This window comes from Leifsonia sp. LS1, from assembly GCF_020521355.1.
In the GTDB taxonomy this organism is placed as follows: domain Bacteria; phylum Actinomycetota; class Actinomycetes; order Actinomycetales; family Microbacteriaceae; genus Leifsonia.
In genome coordinates this window covers 26,647-41,891 of the sequence record NZ_BPER01000015.1, presented here as the reverse complement: position 1 = coordinate 41,891, position 15,245 = coordinate 26,647, and the positions used below count along the sequence as shown (strand labels likewise).

Annotated in this window: 16 protein-coding genes; 5 read left to right on the top strand and 11 right to left on the bottom strand. The window is 66.1% G+C overall.

Annotated elements, in window-relative coordinates; all coding sequences use genetic code 11:
* Nucleotides 1-102 precede the first annotated feature (102 nt).
* The 11 genes from LLS1_RS18810 to LLS1_RS18760 form a co-directional block, all read right to left on the bottom strand.
* Nucleotides 103-1,110 (bottom strand): replication protein RepA, encoded by a 1,008-nt coding sequence (locus LLS1_RS18810; RefSeq protein ID WP_226657954.1) that lies wholly within the window; start codon nt 1,108-1,110, stop codon nt 103-105.
* Nucleotides 1,111-1,254: 144 nt separating this feature from the next.
* The gene (locus tag LLS1_RS18805; protein ID WP_226657952.1) at nt 1,255-1,842 is read right to left on the bottom strand and encodes a hypothetical protein; all 588 of its coding nucleotides are present in this window, start codon (nt 1,840-1,842) and stop codon (nt 1,255-1,257) included.
* The gene (locus tag LLS1_RS18800) at nt 1,835-2,905 is read right to left on the bottom strand and encodes a ParA family protein (protein ID WP_226657951.1); all 1,071 of its coding nucleotides are present in this window, start codon (nt 2,903-2,905) and stop codon (nt 1,835-1,837) included. The genes LLS1_RS18805 and LLS1_RS18800 overlap by 8 nt, the downstream gene beginning before the upstream one ends.
* Before the next feature lie 612 nt (nt 2,906-3,517).
* The gene (locus LLS1_RS18795) at nt 3,518-4,159 is read right to left on the bottom strand and encodes a hypothetical protein (protein ID WP_226657949.1); all 642 of its coding nucleotides are present in this window, start codon (nt 4,157-4,159) and stop codon (nt 3,518-3,520) included.
* Nucleotides 4,160-4,210: 51 nt separating this feature from the next.
* Nucleotides 4,211-6,229, bottom strand: coding sequence for a hypothetical protein (locus LLS1_RS18790; RefSeq protein WP_226657947.1), 2,019 nt, complete (start codon nt 6,227-6,229; stop codon nt 4,211-4,213).
* 153 nt (nt 6,230-6,382) lie between these two features.
* Nucleotides 6,383-6,538, bottom strand: coding sequence for a hypothetical protein (locus tag LLS1_RS18785; RefSeq protein WP_226657945.1), 156 nt, complete (start codon nt 6,536-6,538; stop codon nt 6,383-6,385).
* Between the two features lie 178 nt (nt 6,539-6,716).
* On the bottom strand, nt 6,717-6,941 hold the full coding sequence (locus LLS1_RS18780) for a hypothetical protein (protein ID WP_226657943.1): 225 nt from the start codon (nt 6,939-6,941) through the stop codon (nt 6,717-6,719).
* A 173-nt stretch (nt 6,942-7,114) separates the two neighbouring features.
* The gene (locus LLS1_RS18775; protein ID WP_226657942.1) at nt 7,115-8,185 is read right to left on the bottom strand and encodes a M23 family metallopeptidase; all 1,071 of its coding nucleotides are present in this window, start codon (nt 8,183-8,185) and stop codon (nt 7,115-7,117) included.
* A gap of 4 nt (nt 8,186-8,189) precedes the next feature.
* Nucleotides 8,190-8,699 carry a hypothetical protein gene (locus LLS1_RS18770; RefSeq protein WP_226657940.1) on the bottom strand — a complete coding sequence of 170 codons (510 nt, stop codon included), beginning with the start codon at nt 8,697-8,699 and terminating at the stop codon, nt 8,190-8,192.
* Entirely contained in the window at nt 8,696-10,039 is a 1,344-nt protein-coding gene (locus LLS1_RS18765; RefSeq protein WP_226657938.1) for an ATPase, read from the bottom strand. The genes LLS1_RS18770 and LLS1_RS18765 overlap by 4 nt, the downstream gene beginning before the upstream one ends.
* A 12-nt stretch (nt 10,040-10,051) precedes the next feature.
* Nucleotides 10,052-10,300 carry a helix-turn-helix domain-containing protein gene (locus LLS1_RS18760; RefSeq protein WP_226657937.1) on the bottom strand — a complete coding sequence of 83 codons (249 nt, stop codon included), beginning with the start codon at nt 10,298-10,300 and terminating at the stop codon, nt 10,052-10,054.
* 363 nt (nt 10,301-10,663) lie between these two features.
* On the opposite strand from LLS1_RS18760, the gene LLS1_RS18755 reads away from it, so the two are divergent.
* From LLS1_RS18755 to LLS1_RS18735, 5 genes are read left to right on the top strand one after another with little or no spacing between them, the layout of a single operon-like run.
* Entirely contained in the window at nt 10,664-11,092 is a 429-nt protein-coding gene (locus LLS1_RS18755; RefSeq protein WP_226657935.1) for a DUF6668 family protein, read from the top strand.
* Between the two features lie 25 nt (nt 11,093-11,117).
* A complete protein-coding gene (locus LLS1_RS18750; protein ID WP_226657932.1) occupies nt 11,118-11,414 on the top strand; it encodes a hypothetical protein in 297 nt (98 codons plus the stop codon).
* 17 nt (nt 11,415-11,431) lie between these two features.
* Nucleotides 11,432-12,169: a hypothetical protein gene (locus tag LLS1_RS18745; RefSeq protein WP_226657930.1), complete on the top strand. Its 738-nt coding sequence runs from the start codon at nt 11,432-11,434 to the stop codon at nt 12,167-12,169.
* Complete coding sequence (locus LLS1_RS19510) at nt 12,169-13,683, top strand: hypothetical protein (RefSeq protein WP_264186958.1); 1,515 nt, start codon at nt 12,169-12,171, stop codon at nt 13,681-13,683. Before LLS1_RS18745 ends, LLS1_RS19510 begins: the two co-directional genes overlap by 1 nt.
* 8 nt (nt 13,684-13,691) lie before the next feature.
* Nucleotides 13,692-15,194: an SCO6880 family protein gene (locus tag LLS1_RS18735; RefSeq protein ID WP_226657929.1), complete on the top strand. Its 1,503-nt coding sequence runs from the start codon at nt 13,692-13,694 to the stop codon at nt 15,192-15,194.
* Nucleotides 15,195-15,245 lie beyond the last annotated feature (51 nt).

The following is a 15,245-nucleotide window of genomic DNA, read 5'->3' as shown; positions in this document are numbered from 1 at the left end:
CCACCGAATGACCCCAGAGCGACCGCCTGGTGCGAGCGCCACCAATTGACCCCACGCTTGGCGCACCGACTTGGCTCGTAGCCGAATGGCCGAGGCTGTTGCTTACTTCGCGGGTCGGGCCTTCGACTCGACGGCCTTGTACGGCTTGTGAGAGCGTACGTGGGTCAGCGACGGCCGCAGGATCAGGTAGTCCTGTGTCACCTCGGCGTTGAGCGCCGGGTAGACGATCTGCACCGCCTGGAGCTCCTTGATGAAGGCCGCCTTGAACGCGCGCAGGCGACCGTACTGGGCGCCGAACTGGTTGCTGAGGTCTTCCCACTTGATGCGGGTCGGCTTGGTCATGTAGTACATGCGGTAGGTCGCCCAGATGTACAGGTCAATCCGCAAGCTGCTGCCGCCGAGTGCCCGGATTGCCTTCAGGTCGACCGGTACCGGGGATGCCTTGATCGAGTTGAAGAACTCCTCGGAAAGGTGCACCTCGGATGCCCAGAGCCCTTCGTCGCCGAGCTCCTCCCGGTTCGCCCACCAGAGGCTGACGCTCTTGGCGATCTGGAAGTATTCGGAGACCGTGCCATGGCCGGATTCGGTCACGGCCAGGCCTTCGACTGACAGCTGGGCGCCGAAAAGCGCGGCGAGCTGGTCCTTGACGATGTTCGCGTTCCGGCCGCTGTACTCGACGTTCAGCTTGGACAGGAACGAGCGCATGCTGCGGCCGAGGTCAATGACCGGACTCTGCGTCCGGAACGCCTCCGTCGCGACGTACGTGAGGGCCAGACGTGGGTAGATCCCGTAGGGGTACTTCCGCACTTTGGTCCGGTCTCGGCGCGTGATCAGCCCCGGGCTCATCGTCAGGGTGACGTTCCCGTTGCGGCGTTCGTAATACGGGATCTCGCCCGGGTTGCGCTGCGGCAGGGAGACCTGCGCGAACAGGCGTGCCGAGAAGCCGATGTTCTGGTCCTCCGCCCCCTGCTCAGCTCGAGTGGCGAAGTCCAGCATCTTCAGGCGGGACCGAGGCACGACGAGGCCGTTCCAGCGCTCTTCCTCGATCTCTCCCGCATCGAGGTCGCCGGGCTGCGATGTGTCGAGCCGGAACTCGCGCTCAGCAGACATGCTCGGGTGTCCTGTCCAGGTTGATGGTCACGTGCGTCACGAATCGGTCGATCTCTGCCATTGTCGGCGCGGGCGCTGGAGGGCCGGGGAGATAGTGCGGTGTGTCACAGCCCCACTCCCCCGCCACGACACCTGGATGACCGGTTACGAGCCGATCGGCCGGCCCCGCGGCAGTGCCTTCTCGCGGATCGGGAACGGCTGGCCGTTGTTGTAGTCGTCCTGGATCCGCTTGGTCTCACGTTCGAGCAGATCCTGGAAGTACGCCTCCGCGCTGGGCCATCCCTCGTGCAGCTTGGCGGCGAGGAAGGCGGCGTCGAAGGCCTTCTTGGAGCTTCGGCGGACGCGGAAGGTCGTGTTCACGAGCGCGTCCTGCTCGGCGTTCGACACGGCGGGTGCAGCCGGCTGAACGGGTGCGACCGCCGTGGGCTGGGCGGTGGCGGCAGATTCGGTGACAGCCGGTTCGGTCGTCGGCTCCTCCCCCACCGGCGCTACCGTCGAAGGAGGGCTCACAGGGGCGTCTGGCCGATCGAGGAACGCCGCGGGTGTGATGGTCTCATCGGCCTGATCGAGCTGCGCGGTCTCGGGGCGGTCGGTCTCAACGGCGGACACTTCAGCCTCCGCGGCCGACGGGAATGACGGCTGCGAACGGTTCCGCTTGATGAGCGAGCTCGCCGGGGCCTTCGCGGCGCGCTTCGGCGGGCCGCCGACGGGGCGAGAGGTGGTGTCAGACATCAGCAGTCTCCTGTTCCTGCTCAGTGGCCTCAGTGCGCGCGGTGAAGCGAGCGACGAACTCCTGGGTGACTGCCTGGAGGCTGTCGGCGACGGACTGTGCGGACGCCGGGCCAGGGCTTTCGACCTTCTGGCCCTTCTTCATCAGCTCGTACCACTTGGGCGCAGCCTTGATCGCATCGTCGAGCTCGTGGACCAGTAGGCCTCTATCACGAGCCTTCTTTGCCGTGGCCTCGGAGTGGCTGATGAAGTTCTGGAAGACGATGCCTTCGGCGTCTGTCACGCCGAGGATCTCGTTGACTTCGTCGACGGCCTCCTTGCGGACGCGCTTGGCGCTCTGTGAGGTGCCGAAGAGCACGATGCCCAAGAGGTCGAGGTCCGGGTTCAAGTCGATGACCTGGTCAAGCCGATTCGCGGTGAGGGTGAGACCCTTACGCGAGGCGGCGTCGCTTCGGGACGGAATGAGTACGTAGCGGGCGGCAGCCACGGCGGCGGTCTGGAGGACGTCGATGTTCGGCGGGCAGTCGATCAGGATGATGTCGTAGTCGCCCGCGATCTGGTTGAGCGCGATCGCCAGGGCGAGCCGGCCCTGAATTGAGTTCGCGCCCCCTTTGCCGATCTTCGTCGCCAGCGTCGCAGCGGCACCCTCGAGGTGGTGTCCGCCGGGAAGAACGTCGAGCCCCGGACGAATGTCCTTCAAAGGTCTCGGAGCGTCGCCGTAGACCAGCGCCTTCGACAGCTCCTTGCCGTCGTCGTCACGGTCGGTATCCGCGTAACCGAGGTCGAAGCCGAGGTTGCCCTGCGGGTCGGCGTCGACGACGAGTACTCGCCAGCCGCTTGCCGCAAGCAGTCCCCCGACGTTCGCAGTGATCGTCGTCTTGCCGACGCCACCCTTGCCGTTGATCACAGCGACGACCTGCTGCAGCTCGCTGCGGTCGAAGTCGATTTCCGCCAATTTCAGTCCGATCTCACTCGATGATGCCGCCACAGTTCCGGCAGGCTGTCGGGCACGAGTGTAGCTATCTGGGTCGCCCAGATCGTTTGGTGAGTCGGGCGTGTCTGGCATTGCCGGAATCCCCCGATAGCGCAATCGGACCGATCTTGCTTTGTTGGAACTACCAGATAGCGCTATCGGGCACGTCTGGCAGATCGGGCAATTCTTTCTTGCCCTGTCGGGTTTGCACTCTCTGGTCATTCTGGTACGGCTGGCAATTCTGGCCATTCTTGTATACCCAGCAATCCCAGAACTGCCCGATAGCGCTATCGGGCAGTTCTGGCGCGTCGGGGTAGCGGAAATTCACCTGTATCGAGCGAATCGGTTCCGCTGAGGGTATCTGGGTCCAAGACGGGGGAGGGGCGGTCAGCCGGGCGTACAGCGCTGCTGAGAGGGTCCCCGCTCAAACGCTGCTGGCCGCGGTGACCCTTAAAGGCGGGATATCGATTTGGCGGTGGTCGCACGTACTGTCAGGGACCATGGGGGAGTCAGAGGATCCGCTGAAACACGCAGCGGAGGATATGCGCGATATCTACGCGAACGAGATCGCACGCGTCGTGTCGGCGGGGGAGTGGCCGGCTCTCGAGCTCGTACGTTCGTGGCAGCGGTACTCCGCAAAGGCCGATGAAGATGTTCGGAGGTCCGGACCAGCGCCGACGGGGGAGTAGCGGTGCTGCCGGAGCCTCACGCCTCAGCGGCCGAGTCACCACCCGGGCCGGCCGAGACCGACTGCACTCGCACCGTCTTCTCCGACAATTGCCAAAGCGCGTCGATCGAGTCCTGCAGCAGGTCGGGTCGCAACTCTGCCTGACGCACGAGGTGATCCACCATCAAGGCATCGTTCTCGTCAAGACTTGGCCGGAGCGATTCCGCCGCATCGCGGATCAAATGGAGGCGTTCGCGGTATTCGCGCAACTTCCTTACGGACCGGGTGGTTTCGGCATCTTCCTGGGTAGCGTCTCTGCGCGCGTTCGACTCACTCGCGTTCGCGAAGTCCACCCGCAGCTGACCGATGCGCTTCAGCAATGCGACCACAGTCGGTGTCGCGGCAACGGCATAGCTCAGGACCCAAGGGAGCATCTGGAAGTCGATCGTGAGGGGGCTGCCGTACTGGATGCGCCGCACCGGTAGTTCGTCGATCGCCTCGGCGTCGAGCAGCTGGCCGGCTTGTTCGCCGAAGGCCACGGTTCCCAGCCACGCGCTGAGGGCTGCGATCCGGGCCAACGACCGGATGTCGTACTCGAGCTCGCGAACGGGGATGAGGTCGCCCTCGACGATGAAGGCCTGGAGGAAGTCCTCTGGGGAGGAGGAGCTGGTGTCCGTCATGGCCAAAGGATACTCACTGGCTTGGGATCAACAGCGAGTCCTGATCAGCCGTCAGGCCGCCTCGCGATAAGTGCCGAGGGTCCACCTCGACGAGGGACTCAGCAAGCCGGCCTCGACGTCCTCACGCGCCCGCCGGTGATCAGCCAGTGCCCGAGGATCATCGCGTCGCCGGGGGTACATCGGCCATTCGGTCTCTCCGCCTCGGGCGCGGTCACCCCAACTGAGGGCACGGTCTGTGATGTGTCGCCGCTTGGAGCGTTCCCACGGGGGAGTGGTCATCCGCTCGAACTCAGCACGCCACCAGCGCCAGATAGTGCGATCGACCTCGTGACCGGCCTCACGCGCCCCGAGGTAACCGGTGACGCCCAGTCGTTCAGCGGCCGAGCGTCGGAGGTCGCGTCGCGCGCTGGTCCAACCCTCGGCAGACGTCCGAACGAGTTTCACTCCGCGAAGGCGTGAGAGGAGCTCGGTGGCGTGGCCGTAGCTGACCTGCATGGTGCGGGCAAGTTGTTCCACCGTCCAGACAGCTCCACCACGCATCAGAGCCCAGACCTGGCCAGCCTGGTGACCAAGTCCCTGATAGGTGAACACGTCGTGCTGCAGGTCGCCAAGGAACTGTTCGAGTAACTCCAGCACGCTAGAGCGGCGGGCGTAGAGCAAGGCCAGTTCAGAAGAAGGTTCGTGGGGGCGGGGTGTGTTGTTTAAGGGTTGTGTCGCACCTAGATCTGAAGCTGTGTAAAAGCTCTGGCTGGGGATCATGGACCACGCCGCTGCGTTGACGCCCTCCGCATGCTGGATACGTCCGATGAGGCCATCTGCTTCCAGGTCGAGGAGGGCGCGTGCGGCCGTGGAGTGGTCGATATTGCAGAGCTCGGCGAGGGTGCGTGTTGATGCAGCGACGGCGCTCTTGCCAGTGCGGAGCGTCAGATAGGCCAGGGCGGTCATAACTGTGCGACGGGTGGGCGCGCCGTAGCGGCCGCCCCATCGGCCTGGGTTCACCCGGAACCGCTCCAGGAGGTCTTCGGCGGCCACCACCTGGCGCTGCAGCGTGACGACGTCCTTCGGTTCGGCAGCAGGCGCCGAGCGGCGGACTCGCACTCGCTTAAGGACCTTCTCCCACGCGTCCTCGAGACGAGAGCGTGCTTCCTCTGCTGACCGCGGCCGCCGTTGGCCACGTTCGCCAGCGCGCCGGGTGCGGAAGTGTTCGAGCCCTGGGGCGATCGCGGCGATGGCCACCACGTCCTCGAACGAGAATCCGTTGGAGGCTAGGACCAGTAGCGCGATGAACGCAGTCCTGGATGGGTCGTCTCCCCCGCCGTCTACTTGGAGCCAGCGCTCCTGAGCGGGCGAGAGGGTGCGTCTGCCGGTGAACTCGATGCGGCGCAGCTCGCCGGAGATTGCAGCATCCTCCGGTGAAAGCGCAGGGGAACGTTCCAGGAGAGCGTCCAGCAGCATCTCGAGGTCGGCCACGGTCGTCGACGGCGCCGTCAGGTAATCGAGCGAGCCGCGCAGCACTCGTGAGAACGAGCCGTTCCGGTGCGGAGAGAGCGGCGGCCGCGCCCCACCGCGCTGCGGGTTGGAGAGCATGCCGCGGTCGAGCCGAGGCAGAACCGCCTTGGCTGCGATTCCGACCTGGGCGACGAGCTCGGCGGGAGCGCCCTCGGCCATCGCGACCCACACGTGGCGACCGCCCTTCGACGAGGATTCGCAGACGACGTGGGGGATCGACAGCTGGCCCAGCAGGATCGAGAGTGCGTCGGCATGGTCCTGCGCCTCTTCGATGCTCACCGGGTCGCCGGCGACGACGTCGAAGTCGAAGGCGAGCAGCCAGTAGCGGCAGTCGAGATCAGCCAGATGGACCAGCCACGGCGTCATCGGGACGACCGGCCCCACCCCGTGCGCAAGCGTGTAGTCGTTGACCGGCTGACCGTAGGCGTCGCGGGCGGATTTGTGGACCTCAGAGCGCGGGGAGATCAGTCGGGTGAGCTTCCAGGCCCGTTCCCAGGACGGCGACACGCCGGTGCCGGAGACGTCGCCATCACCACTGATGGGTGCGAGCAGCGCTACCATGAAGGCGTCCTTTCGAGAGAAACGGGCATAGCCTCGCCCCCCGGTTCTGCCGGGAGACTTGAACTGAACAGTCCAGATCCGGGTTCCTCCGCCAAGATTCGCCGGATCGGCAAGGAACTTCTGGCCCGTCGCATAAGCGGCGGGCCACTCGTTTTAAGGGCTCTGGGTGCGCGCCTCCAGGGTGTCGAAGGGTGCCCGCGCGGGTCCGCGCAGGAAGTCGGCGGGGGAGAGGGGCCGAACGAGCTCGACGCCGGCGGTGGTCACGGCGGAGCGGACGGCAGGCGACACGCCGACACGCGGGAAGACCACGAACGTGACGGAACCAGAAATCTGGGTTACGATGCTGCCAACTCCTCTCAGGATGTTGAAGAGCCTCCGGGCTCTCCGGCTTACTGGGTTGAAGATCGAACCGTAACTTTGGCGAGTGGGCGGTTCGGCTTCAAAGTGAAATCGTGGGGACGGGCCGCCGAAAGGCGGCCCTCTCTCGTTAAGCGGCGGTGATAGGCAGCTCCAGTCGAGTGGGGTCGGCCGGTCGCGGTGCGAACTCGAGCATGTTCGTGTCCTGCGCGATCAGCGTTGCGAGGTAGTCGTTCACGTTGAGGCCGAGCTCGGCGGCCTTGGTTCGTGCTGCTTCAGCGAGGAGGACGGGGGCTCGCGTACCAAGTAGTTCGCGCTGCCCTTTGGACCTACGGCCACCACGTGCGTTCGACATGGTCTGAGTCAAGCGTGAATTAGTAACAGTTACTGGAATTAACGGACCGCGTGTCGCGAAGAAGTCGTAGGCGGTGCTGGGACGGACGTATCCCTGACGTGCTGGTCGCATTCGACAACGACGTGGTCGCGTATGGCTGACAAGCAGTGACGGGGCTGGGATGAATGTCGGCATCAGTAGTTCCTGTGGCAGGTGTCGTTGCAGAGGGTCATGCCGAAGAGTTCGTAGAACTTCTCGGGGTCGACCCAGCCGGGCACGGCCGAGTCGAGGGGGAGCGTCGCGACCTGCGGGTTGATGTTGCCGACGACGTTGATGCGGAGGTCCAGGTGGCATCCGGTGGCGGGTGCTTCATCCCCAACGAGGGAGATCTTCTCGCCGGTCTGCACGGTGTCCCCGACCTTCACGAGCCGGTCGGATTGGTGGCTGTGCAGGTAGGAGATTGTGTACCCGTCGGGGCTCTTGATCGAGAGGTAGAGCCGGTCGGAGAGAACGACCGTGCCGGGTTGGATAGCGTAGATGGGCTTGCCGCACGGGTTCGGCCAGTTCTGCAGGTCGTCGGCCGGGTGGTAGCTGCTTGCGCCTTCGGTGGGTGAGCTGCGCGGGCCGAACTTGTCGGTCATGTTGAACGGCATATCCAGCGGCATGGCGAGGGCGCTGCTGCCGCATCCGGTGGAGGGAGAGGCGGTGACGCCGCTGAGAGCGGCGGTGACCTGTCCGGCCGCGTCCCAGTATTTGGCGTAGTAGTACGGGTCGGCGTTGACCTGCACCTTATGGGCGGCGAGGGTCGGCTCGAGGGTCTCCCAGTTGGGGACGTTCTTCAAGCGCTCGAAGAAGAGGGTCGCGGACTTGAAGGGGTCCATCCGGTCTGCAAGGCTGCCCCAGCTGTCGCGCTGCTGGAACAGGCCTCGGGAGTCCGGCCCTACCTGGTCGCCGTGGTCCAGCACGCGGAGTCCGGATTCGCCCATCGCCGTCATGACGCCGATCTGTTGGGCCTGGGCGTTCAGGCCCAGCGCTTCGGCGGCGTTCATGATGTAGGCGGCGTTCACGAGCTGGTCGTGGCCGTAGCCGGCCACCGCGGCGGTCGGGACGGTGTTCTCGTCGACCTTGACGCCTGCACCGGCCGGGCCGCACGCGGCCGCGGCGGCGTTGCTGCCGCCGAGGAGCAGGATGAAGCCGAACAGGAGTCCGACGAACAGGAGGGGGACGAGCAGTAACGCGAGCACCCCCTTGCCGCCTTGCTGCATGTGTCTACCTCCCTGGTGGTGTGATTCGGTCGACGAGCCACGGGTCGGTCGGCGCCTTGCGGGTGAGCGAGACGGCGTAGGTTCCGATATCGGTCGGAACGGTCACAACCAGGGCGTACGCGGTGGCCCCGTCGACGACGGAGCCGCGGCCGGTGACCTGGTGGACGGGGACGTTGGACGGGTCAGTGCCTTCGTAGGCGGCTGCGCCCTGCTGCGTCAGCATCGGGTAGAGGGCGTTCATCCATGTCGTAGCGTCCAGCTGCGGACGGGCGAAGGCCGTCATGAACTTCTCGGCAAGCTTGACGGCCGCCGCCTGGCTGGTGGAGTCCGCTGGGGCCGGCGTTGGGCCGTTCGGCCCGTCGTCGAGCCCATCGGTCGGCGTTGAGCGTGGTGTCTTGGTGGTGCCGTCCGGGAATGTCGCGACCGGCGTTGAGACGGGCGACATGTGCGGTGCGCATCCGGTCAGCATGAGAGCCGCGAGGGCGACGCCAGCGGCAGCGACGGCGCGCTTCATAGGCCCTCCGCGACGGCGGCCGCAGCGGCAAGCCACGCACGCCGCGTGACGGGGTTGAGGGCGTCGTAGCGGATCTTGCCACTGTGCAGCGCCTCATCGAACGGGATGGTTACGACTCGACGCGCGATCGACGAGAAGCCGTTGGCGATCTGCTGTGCGTCGCCCTTGTCGGCGCTCTTCTCCGACTGGGAGACGATCACCACGGCGTTGTCGGCCAGTGCGGCGGAGCGCTCGTCGCGCTGGGCGAGCCCGTCCAGGAGCAGTGCGCCGGCTTCGGCGTGCTCTCCGAGCGCGGTGGTCGCGATGACGAGCTGGTCGCTGCGGTCGATCATCTGCTGCCAGCGCTCGGCGGACTCGTCGTTGCCGGAGTCGATGAAGATCAGACGGAAGTATTTGCTGGCGACCTGGTGCAGAGCGTCGAACTCGACGCGGCTGATCCGCTGGTCAGCGGAGAGTGCTTGCGGGTTCGAGCGAAGCACGTCGTACTTGTCGCCTGTCTGGTGGTGCACGAAGTGTGCCAAGTCGGACGACTGGGCGGCGGGGGAGAGCAGCCGCTCCGTCTGCGGCAGGAGGTTGTGCACGGTTGCCTCGTGCGGACCCTGCTCGGTGCGCCACCCGAGCGTGCCGCGCGTCTCGTTGTTGTCCCACGCGAGCACGCCTGAGCCGCCGTAGCGGGCGAATACCGCAGACAGGAGCGCGGTGGTCGGGGTCTTGTTGGCCCCGCCCTTGCCGTTCACGATGGCGATCGTGCGCGGTCCCGGCCAGTGCTGGCTCACGGCGTGGACGTCGCGCCGCTCGGCTAGCTCCGACTCGGAGGGCGCAACCTGGACGCCGACGCGGGCGAGCACGCCTCGCCATCCCTGCGTCGCGGGCTGCTCGGGTGCTTCTTTCTCGAGGAAGGATGCGCGCGCTGCGCGCCGTTCGCTGATCGTCGTCTGCTGCGGCGCTGCAGCCTCCACCGGCGCCGGCGCTGGCGTCGGAGTTGCGGCGGGAGGCGGAGGTACACGCTCGACGTCATATGTCGGCGGCACCTCCACCCGCTGCACGGTGTCTTCTACAGCGGATGCTGGCTCAGCTGGAATGAACTCTCCGACCGCTTCGACACTGCCGTCCGGTGACACGATCAGCTGCCCTTGGCCCATCGCGTCTTGCGTGATGAGCATCACCGGGCGGCCGTACATACGCGCTCGGCCGGTGACTTGGGTGAGGATCTGTTCGCGGACGTGAGTGTCGTTGTTGCCGGCGACCTCGTGGTGAGTCCCCTCGATCACCAGCACCCCGGTTGCATCCGGGTTCACAATCGCCCGGATGGTGGGCTGCGAGGTTTCCTGCTGCGCCATGTTGCCGCCTTCCTAGTTGTCGCTGTGCCCGGTATAGCGCGCCCGTGCCCACGCGCCGAAGTCCGCTGTGAGGATCGTGTAGCCGCGGCCGATTCGCAGCGCGGGCAGGCGTTCCTCGGGGTTCTCGGAGCCGATGGCGCCGCGGATCACGTCTTCGCTGACGTTGAACACCTTGGCTGCCTCGCTGACGCTGAGAGTCGGCGGGAGCCCCGCCAAGAGGTCGTCGAGGGCGCTCATGTCAAAGTCCGGCCATCTGTCCATGCCGAACAGTTTAGGCGTATAGTTCGATCAATCGGCAAGGTTCGGCAATATCCGGGTCTATTCGGCAACATCGCTGACGCTCCATCCTCGGGGGTGTGGGTGGTGATGTTTCCAGTATCCCGTTTCGTGTCACCCATGCAGGTGATACTGGGTAGACGACTCAGTTCATGTACCGAAGGAGGGGGCTCTCCGGTGACGGACTCCCAGCACCCGTGGCTTGCAGGACCGGGCGTGCCTCAACAGGCACCGCCACCCGTCCGGGCTCGCCGCGAACTCCCACGCCCGGCCGCTCCTCAGCCGGGCGTTCCCGCGCCCGATCAGGCTGACCGGCTCCCGCGGAGGGACGTCAATCGTCCGGCACCGTTGTGGTGGCTCGGCGTTCACGGGGGCGCGGGGGAGTCCACCCTGGCCAACCTGGTCGCCGGCTCCCGCTCGGCGGGCCACGCGTGGCCGGTTGGCTACGACGGAGCGACGACAAACGTCGTCCTCGTTGCCCGCTCGAATGCCTCAGGACTCGCCGCCGCGCAGCGCGCGGCGATCGAGTGGGCATCCGGCGTGCTCCCATCGGTGAACCTCATCGGCCTCGTGATCGTGGCCGATGCGCCCGGCAAGCTTCCGAAGCCTCTCCGAGAGTTGGCCCACCTGGTTTCCGGGGGAGTGCCGCAGACCTGGCACATCCCTTGGGTAGAGGCGTGGCGGCTCGGGGAGACGCCCGACCTCGAGCACGCACCCAAAGACGTTCGGACGCTCATCGCCTCGGTGAGCGCCTTGACCACCACGACCAGCGCCTAACACGGCCTGACCGAAAGGAAGCACAATGCACACCCTCCACACCGTTCTCGACACCGTGAACTCGTTCGTTCCGCTCGACGTTCCCGACCCCGGAAACGGCTCCGCCCCTCCCGGATCGGAGAAGTTCATCGCCGTGATGGGCTGGGTGAAGTGGCTCGCGCTCGGCGTCGTGATCATCGGCCTGATGATCATCGGCGCGAAGCTCGCGATCGAGAGCCGACGCGGCGAGGGCGGCGCCCACCTGGGCGCGCTCGGCATGGCAATGGCCGGCGTAATCGTCATCGCCGGCGCAGCCAGCCTCGTCGGCTTCCTCGTCAGCTGACCGAAAGGAAGAGACGCATGTCCGACAGCCAGCCATCCGAGTCGAACCCGTTCACCAGCCGACGATTCATCGTCGCGGCGGTCGTCGTTGGGGTCGTCTTGCTTTGCGCGGTCGTCCTAATCGTTAGCTCAGTGATCGGCGGCCAGGCGAAGCCGAATGCGAATCCGTCAGCGGCGCCGACCAACACCTCTACGCAATCGGCCGTGAGCGAGGCTGATCGGAGCGCGTGCGGGCTTCCCGGGTTTGAGAAGTCTGGAACCCTTACGCAAGCGCCGAACACCAAGTGGGCGCTAGTTGGCACCGTTGCCGCCCCGACCGACCCGAAGGGGTCGGGACCGGGCAACGTGGAGTCCTCCGGTTTCCGGAGCTGCTACGCACACACGCCAACCGGCTCCCTCTACGCTGCGGCGAACATGCTGGCGGTCGTATCCGATCGCAGCCTGTTGCACGAGGTAGCCGACAAGCTGACGGTGCCGGGCCCCGGCCGTGACGCGCTTCTCAAGCAGTCCGGAACCCCCAGTTCCACGCCCGTCCGCTACCAGATCGCCGGCTTCAAGCTCGATTCATATTCGAGCGACCAGGCCACCGTCGACATTGCGGTCAACCTCTCAACTGGCGAACTCGTCAGTTTCCCCTTCGCGCTGCAATGGGTCGACGGGGATTGGAAGGTGAAAACCACAGATGACGGCGGCTTCACCTTGCCGCCAGCGCAGCTGCAGAGCCTCGGCGGCTACATTCCTTGGTCGGGCGCATAATGGCCTGCTCAATCATCGACCCCACCGGATGCGTTTCCGGCATCATTTCCAAGGCGACCAACGACAGCCTGCAGCAGCTGGTGAACAACGTCGTGGAGGGCGTTGGGAAGGCTTTTGCAGCGCTCGGTTCGGTGTGGGTGCTGATTCCCACACCGAACCTAACGGGTGGCGGCTCGACCGCCGCTAATCACTCGGCTGAGGGTGCCGCTGGCGCATCGGGCTTTCTTACGATCCTGCAGTGGTCCGTGTGGATCTCCCTCGCGATCTGCGTTCTCTCGCTGATCGCTGGCGGTGCGCTCCTGGCCGTGAATCGTCGCCGGGGCGACGGTGAGCGGCATCTGGGGCGGCTCGGCGTGATCCTCGGCGCGGTGGTGCTCATTTCCGGAGCCTCTGCCATCGTCGCGGCGCTCTTGCCCGGCATGGGATCCTCGAACGCGTCGGATGCGGTCGGCTACATCCAGGACTCGCTTTGGTGGTACACGGGCGGGCTGGCGGTGTTGTCGGTGATCATCGCCGGCGCACGGATGGCATGGACGCAGCGGGCGCAGGCAGGCAAGGACCTGCTGCAGTCACTCTTCACTCTCGTTGTTGTGTCAGCTGCCGGCCTGACCGGCATCGGCCTGGCCGTCGCGGCCGCTGATGGGTTCTCGACGTGGATTCTTGACGGCGCGACCGGCAAGGACTTCGGTCAAAACATCACGGCGATGATCGCCATCAGCTCAACGAGCGGGATCGGGCTCATCGCTCTGCTGATCGTCGGCATCGTCGCGACGTTCTTCACCTACATTCAGGTGATTCTGATGGTGATCCGTGGTGGCATGCTCGTGCTGCTCGCCGGCATCTTCCCAATCTCCGCAGCGTTCACGAACACGGAGACCGGGCGAGCCTGGTTCAAGAAGTGCACCGGCTGGCTGATCGCGTTCATTCTCTACAAGCCCGCCGCGGCAATCGTCTACGCGGCTGCGTTCAAACTGACCGGCGCCGACCTGTTCAAGGATGACGGCAGCGGCCTGATCAAGATCCTCACTGGCCTCGCGCTCATGGCGATGGCGCTCGTAGCGCTGCCAGCCCTCATGCGTTTCGTAGCGCCAATGGTGTCCCAGGTCGGTGGTGGCGGCGGTGCCGGCTTGGCTCTCGCCGCTGGCGCGGGTGCGGGCGCAGCAGAAATCGCCACCGGCGCGATCCGCAAAGCCAACACGGGTGGCGGATCAGGTGGTGGTGGTGGCGGCTCCACAAGTAATCCGAACGCGACCGGTGCGATGAGTACACCCGCGACGAAACCCGCCCCCGCCCCCACGGGCGGAAACACCGGCACAGCGGCTACCGCCGGGAAAGCGGCGGGAGCTTCCGGCGCTGGGGGCGGAGCTGCAGCGGGTGGAGCTGCGGCAGCTGGCCCGGTGGGCGTTGGCGTTATGGCGGCCCAGAAGGGCCTTGAAGCTGGACAGAAGGCAGTCGGCGCAGTGCGCACCGCTGCGGCAGATGCAGCCGGTGACGGCGCATCGGGAAGTAACTAGGAGTCAGCATGACGAACACGCAATCGCAGGTCCGCACCTACGGAAACTGGCGTCGACCGACGACACCCGGCCTGTTGGGGCTGGGGATGGTCGGGACGATCGTGCTCCTGGCAGGCCTCGTCGCGACGGTCATCACCGTCATGTTCGGCGGCCTCATCAACGGTGTGATCGTATTCGCCATCATGGCCGGCTTCCTCCTGACCGTCGCGGTGAAGGACAAGCACGGGCAGAGCGCGCTCACCCGCACGACGAACCGTCTGAACTGGACGCGTGCCCGCTCGTCCGGCTCTAATCTGTACCGCTCCGGGCCTCTGGGCCGAACCGATTGGGGCACCGCGCAGCTGCCGGGACTTGCAGCCCAGTCGCGGCTCAGCGAGTACACCGACTCGTACGGACGACCGTTCGCGATGATCTACGTGCCCTCGGCTGGCGACTACACCGTCGTGATCGGCACCGAGCCCGACGGCGCTGCGCTCGTCGATCAGGAACAGATCGACAGCTGGGTAGCCGACTGGGGCCACTGGCTGGCGAACCTCGGCGACGAGGCGGGCATCGTCGCCGCTGCCGTGACGATCGAGACGGCCCCCGACACGGGCCGTCGCCTCCGTGGCGAGGTCAATCTGAACATCGACCCGGAAGCGCCGGCGTTCGCCCAGGCAATGCTCCGCGAGGTCGTGGCCAGCTACCCGTCCGGATCCGCAACCGTGCGCGCGTACGTCTCCATCACGTTCGCGGCGGCCACCCGCGCCAACGGTCGACGTCGCGACGCCGACGAGATGGGGCGGGAACTCGCCGCCCGCCTCCCTGGCTTGACGCAAGCATTGTCGGCAACTGGCGCGGGTGCTGCGCGGCCTCTCGGGGCGCAGCAGTTGTGCGAGGTAATCCGGATCGCCTACGACCCGGAGATTGCGGAACTGATTGACGACGCGCACCAGTCCGGCGAGCCGTTCGAACTGCGCTGGTCCGACGTCGGCCCTTCGGGTGCTCAGGCGAACTGGGACAGCTATCGGCATGACTCTGCACTCTCGGTGACCTGGCAGATGACCGAAGCTCCGCGCGGCATCGTGCAGGCCAACATCTTGACCCGGTTCCTTGCCCCGCACCGCGATATCGCGCGCAAGCGGGTGACCTGGCTGTACCGGCCGATCGACGTCGCGCGTGCGGCGGCGATCGTCCAGTCCGACTTGCGCGCCGCGAGCTTCAACATGACTTCCAGCGACCGGCCCACCGCCCGCGACGTCGTGGGAACGCGCGCCGCGATGGCGACGGCAGAAGAAGAGGCCAACGGTGCCGGCCTGGTGAACTTCGGCATGGTCGTCACCGCCACCGTGACCGATACAACCCGGGCAGCCGACGCCAAAGCGGCGATCGAGAACCTGTCGGCCACGGCCCGCCTTCGGCTGCGGGTCGTGACCGGCGCCCAGGACTCCGCGTTCGCGGCTGCGCTCCCGCTGGGAATCGTCGTTCCCAAACACCTGAAACTGCCGGCCGAGCTGCGAGGGGCACTCTGATGGCCACCTGGTTCAAGAAGCTCTCCCGTTCGAGCAGCCCGGCCGAGCGTG

Bases quoted from the DNA above. Each gene is read 5' to 3' on its own strand.
- LLS1_RS18770 (WP_226657940.1), bottom strand. From the start codon at position 8,699: ATGAAGCGCGCCGTCGCTGCCGCTGGCGTCGCCCTCGCGGCTCTCATG.
- LLS1_RS18735 (WP_226657929.1), top strand. From the start codon at position 13,692: ATGACGAACACGCAATCGCAGGTCCGCACCTACGGAAACTGGCGTCGA.
- LLS1_RS18765 (WP_226657938.1), bottom strand. From the start codon at position 10,039: ATGGCGCAGCAGGAAACCTCGCAGCCCACCATCCGGGCGATTGTGAAC.
- LLS1_RS18780 (WP_226657943.1), bottom strand. From the start codon at position 6,941: ATGTCGAACGCACGTGGTGGCCGTAGGTCCAAAGGGCAGCGCGAACTA.
- LLS1_RS18745 (WP_226657930.1), top strand. From the start codon at position 11,432: ATGTCCGACAGCCAGCCATCCGAGTCGAACCCGTTCACCAGCCGACGA.
- LLS1_RS19510 (WP_264186958.1), top strand. From the start codon at position 12,169: ATGGCCTGCTCAATCATCGACCCCACCGGATGCGTTTCCGGCATCATT.
- LLS1_RS18805 (WP_226657952.1), bottom strand. From the start codon at position 1,842: ATGTCTGACACCACCTCTCGCCCCGTCGGCGGCCCGCCGAAGCGCGCC.
- LLS1_RS18760 (WP_226657937.1), bottom strand. From the start codon at position 10,300: ATGGACAGATGGCCGGACTTTGACATGAGCGCCCTCGACGACCTCTTG.
- LLS1_RS18750 (WP_226657932.1), top strand. From the start codon at position 11,118: ATGCACACCCTCCACACCGTTCTCGACACCGTGAACTCGTTCGTTCCG.
- LLS1_RS18775 (WP_226657942.1), bottom strand. From the start codon at position 8,185: ATGCAGCAAGGCGGCAAGGGGGTGCTCGCGTTACTGCTCGTCCCCCTC.
- LLS1_RS18810 (WP_226657954.1), bottom strand. From the start codon at position 1,110: ATGTCTGCTGAGCGCGAGTTCCGGCTCGACACATCGCAGCCCGGCGAC.
- LLS1_RS18795 (WP_226657949.1), bottom strand. From the start codon at position 4,159: ATGACGGACACCAGCTCCTCCTCCCCAGAGGACTTCCTCCAGGCCTTC.
- LLS1_RS18790 (WP_226657947.1), bottom strand. From the start codon at position 6,229: ATGGTAGCGCTGCTCGCACCCATCAGTGGTGATGGCGACGTCTCCGGC.
- LLS1_RS18800 (WP_226657951.1), bottom strand. From the start codon at position 2,905: ATGCCAGACACGCCCGACTCACCAAACGATCTGGGCGACCCAGATAGC.